The 3,402-nt window shown below is 45.9% G+C and carries 5 protein-coding genes; 4 read left to right on the top strand and 1 reads right to left on the bottom strand.

Annotated elements, in window-relative coordinates:
• Positions 1-56: 56 nt before the first annotated feature.
• Entirely contained in the window at positions 57-878 is an 822-nt protein-coding gene (locus tag QUB06_RS16305) for a pentapeptide repeat-containing protein (RefSeq protein ID WP_333436144.1), read from the bottom strand.
• Between the two features lie 71 nt (positions 879-949).
• Between QUB06_RS16305 and QUB06_RS16300 the strand changes: the two genes are divergently transcribed.
• The 4 genes from QUB06_RS16300 to QUB06_RS16285 form a co-directional block, all read left to right on the top strand.
• Complete coding sequence (locus QUB06_RS16300) at positions 950-1,879, top strand: phosphodiester glycosidase family protein (RefSeq protein WP_333436143.1); 930 nt, start codon at positions 950-952, stop codon at positions 1,877-1,879.
• 153 nt (positions 1,880-2,032) lie between these two features.
• On the top strand, positions 2,033-2,689 hold the full coding sequence (locus tag QUB06_RS16295; protein ID WP_333436142.1) for a HEAT repeat domain-containing protein: 657 nt from the start codon (positions 2,033-2,035) through the stop codon (positions 2,687-2,689).
• Positions 2,690-2,710: 21 nt separating this feature from the next.
• Positions 2,711-2,860 (top strand): hypothetical protein, encoded by a 150-nt coding sequence (locus tag QUB06_RS16290; RefSeq protein ID WP_333436146.1) that lies wholly within the window; start codon positions 2,711-2,713, stop codon positions 2,858-2,860.
• Positions 2,861-2,920: 60 nt separating this feature from the next.
• The coding region (locus QUB06_RS16285; RefSeq protein ID WP_333436141.1) for a ribbon-helix-helix protein, CopG family at positions 2,921-3,402 on the top strand (482 nt) is incomplete at its 3' end.

Genomic DNA, 3,402 nt, shown 5'->3' with positions numbered 1-3,402 from the left:
TTTGGCGAACCTTAGCAATGATGTTAGAGTCTAGAATACATAGATAATGTTTTTTGTCAATGCGTAAGTCCTATTTTAGATTTGAGATTGAGATAATTTATATCGAACTTAGCATCAGCGAGATTTGCCCCTCTGAACGAAGTACCCTCAGCATTTCCAATTTCTCGAACAATCGCCGAGAAAGACACAAACGCAAACCAAAGATACAGCAGCGACAGCAAACCGAAACACATACCCCAAAACAGGTTGTGAGTGCTCAGAAAAGCGCTCGCCGTTGCACTGAACAAAAAAGCCGCTGCGTAAGTCGCCACACTTCCAGCCGATGAGATCGCCACCTGTGCAAATTGGCTACGAATCCGGGAATTCACAAAAAACATTAACACCCCGCCGATCGACATTCCAGCAAGAGCAGCCTGGGAATTATTATTAGTTGCAGTCCCAGCATAGAAAAATCCCAACAAAGCTCCTGATAGAATAGCAGAAATTGTTCGTGCCCATCTACCCGCTTTTGAGGTTTTTGGCTGTTTGCTGGCGATCGCCGAAGCGAAACCAGCAGCGCTCAAAACCCCGTACAGCAAGAGAACAAAAGGCCAACTGCCAGAGCCCGGTATTTGTCCTTGAGTTCCCAAAATCAGTCGAGTCAGAACATCGCCCACAACCAAACAAATCGCGATCGCCCCAGCACTCAAAACAGCTATCTGTCGCCGAGAAAGCCCGATTTTCGCACCGAGAAAATTCGCACCCGCTAACTGAGCATTTCTAAAATTGCAGCCTCTAACATCCGCACCGCTGAAATCAGCACCGTTAAGAACTTGTCCTTGGAACGATCGATTTCGTAAAATTTGATTGCTAAAATTATTGGAATCCGAATACTTCATATTAGTACAGGATGCTTAAAAATATATAAATCTGTCAGTGTTCCCGTCCCCCATCTCAAATCTAAAATGGTATGACTTATCGACCCACGATCAAACAAATTTGGCATATTCTCGGTTTCGGAATATTGCTCGCACCAATACTACTCTACAACATTCCCTACTTTTTGCGCCCCCAACAAACAAACGAAGCCCGATCGCTCTTTCAGGGAATAGCCTACCGCAGGGAATTTCGGACTAATCCGCGTCCCACCCTAATTCACATTGTTAGCATCGACCTAAAAGCGCCGGGAATAGGAATTTTTGTCACTCCCGGAAACCCAACACCCGATTTAACAGAAACCAATGCCCGCACCGCTACTGAATTCCTGAAAGAATTTAAATTGCAATTAGCAGTCAACGGCAACTTTTTTTATCCCTGCATCGAGGAAGCACCTTGGAATTACTATCCCCGCAGTGGCGATCGAGTAAATAATGTCGGACACGCCATTGCCAAAAGCCAAGCTTATTCTCAACCCGATCCAGGCTTTCCCGCCCTTTGTTTTGATGCCAAAAACCGCGCTCAAATAATCGAAAACGGCACTTGTCCTGCGGGGACAGCCTATGCAGTTGCCGGAGATACTTTGCTGGTAAAAAATGGCCAACCTGTAGCACAAAGTCAAAAAGAACGCACACAGGATAAACCATATCCCCGTGCAGTGGCGGCGATCGACAAAACAGGCGACAAGTTGTGGTTAATTCTGGCAGACGGCAAGCAGAGGCTTTACAGTGAAGGGCTGAAATTGAGCGAAATAACTGATATTTCGATGCAGTTGGGAGCCGAGACAGTGCTAAATTTAGATGGTGGCGGCTCGGTAACTTTTGCAGTAGCATCGCCGTCAGGAGCGAAACTGTTGAATGCTCCGATTCAGAATAAAATTCCCATGCAGGAACGTCCAATTTCAAATCATTTGGGATTTTATGCGCGGGATAATAATGATGCCTCCGCATACTCAAATAAATAGGGTATTGATTGCCTTCATTACTAATACAAAAGTCCGCTTAAATACCCACAAAATTGCTTATTCAGCAGTGATTTTTTTTTAATCTGCCCAAAATCCGGGAATTTTTGCTAAGATTGTAAAGAAACGTAACAAAAATAAATATATAATTGGCTTATGGAAATTAGCGAAATCCAAGCAGCGCTGCAAAGTTCGGATTCTCAAGAGAGGCTGCGGGGGGTAACGGCTCTGAGAAAGTGCGATGCTGCGGTGGCGCTACCGATGTTGCTGAGCAAAGTGGACGATCGCGAGTTTATGGTGCGATCGTTCGTGGCGATGGGATTGCGGCAGATTCAAACTGCGGAAGCTTTTGCGGCGCTGTTAAAAATGATGCAGTTCGATCGCGATCCGAACGTGCGCGCCGAAGCCGCTAACTCTTTGTCAAGGTTCGGAACCGAGGCAATTTCTCATTTAGTGGAAGCTTTTCGTCGCGATGACAATTGGCTCGTCCGCCGCAGTATCATGGCTCCGCTGTATGAAATGCAGTGTCCTGATGCAGTATTGGAAATTTGTGCGATCGGTCTTGGCGGCGAAGATTTACCAGTTCAGGAAGCAGCAATTGACGGATTGGGTGTGCTGGCAAATACCCCGAAGCAAGAAGAGGCATTGCAGCAATTATTAGCTCTAGTAAGTTCGGATTACTGGGGAATTCGGCTGCGAGTTGCTCGCGCGCTGAGCAAATTTGACCATCCTCAAGCTGGCGCTGCTGTAAGCTATTTGGCAAAAGATCGAGATCATCGGGTTGCAGGTGGGACTTTGGAAGCTTCGCTTTAAAACAACGGCTTACAAGCTCAACTGTGCTATCTGCGGTATCTTGCCGAAAAAACCCTGGGTCAGGAAATGTTCACGCGGTTCTGCGGGGAGGAATGGATCGAAGAATACATTCAGGGCTTTTTGTTCAATTGGGAACGCAAGCTGGCACAATTGGTAAGTAACAAGAATTAATTTTAATACAAGCTTCAGCCACTATACTAATAAGTGTAGGTTGGCATGAGGAAAATGCCAATGGTCAAAAAAAATCGCAATGTAGTTAGTTCCAATTCAGACAGCAAAGTCAAAATCGGACTTTCGCTGACTTCTTCTAGTGCCGATCGATTGAACACGATCGCTCGAAAGCTCGGAATATCAAGGTCGGAGCTCCTAGAACGCTTGGCACAAGGCAATCTGGATATTTCAAGCGACAAGACGGAAGTTAGTGTCACTTGGAAAAAAGGTCAAGAAACGCAGGTAGAAGCCGCCCACTTGCAAGGGGAAACAGCCGAAGAAAGCGAAATTAATGACGCTAGAACGGCAGAAACTCAATTGGACTCGGTGAACGTACAGCCAAATCCGCTGCAAGAAAGTTACGAAACTTTACAGAAGCAGTTGGCTGAACGCGAAAGTTCGATCGCATCTTTACAGCAGCAACTCGCTACCGAAAAGCAAAATCTCGAAAGCCAATTAGCCGAAACAGTAGCGAAGTCAAGTTACGAAAGTTTACAGCAGCA

This window comes from Microcoleus sp. D2_18a_D3, assembly GCF_036702455.1.
GTDB lineage: Bacteria > Cyanobacteriota > Cyanobacteriia > Cyanobacteriales > Microcoleaceae > Microcoleus.
Note: the sequence above shows the minus strand (reverse complement) of the source record. Positions and strands in the feature narration are given on the sequence as shown.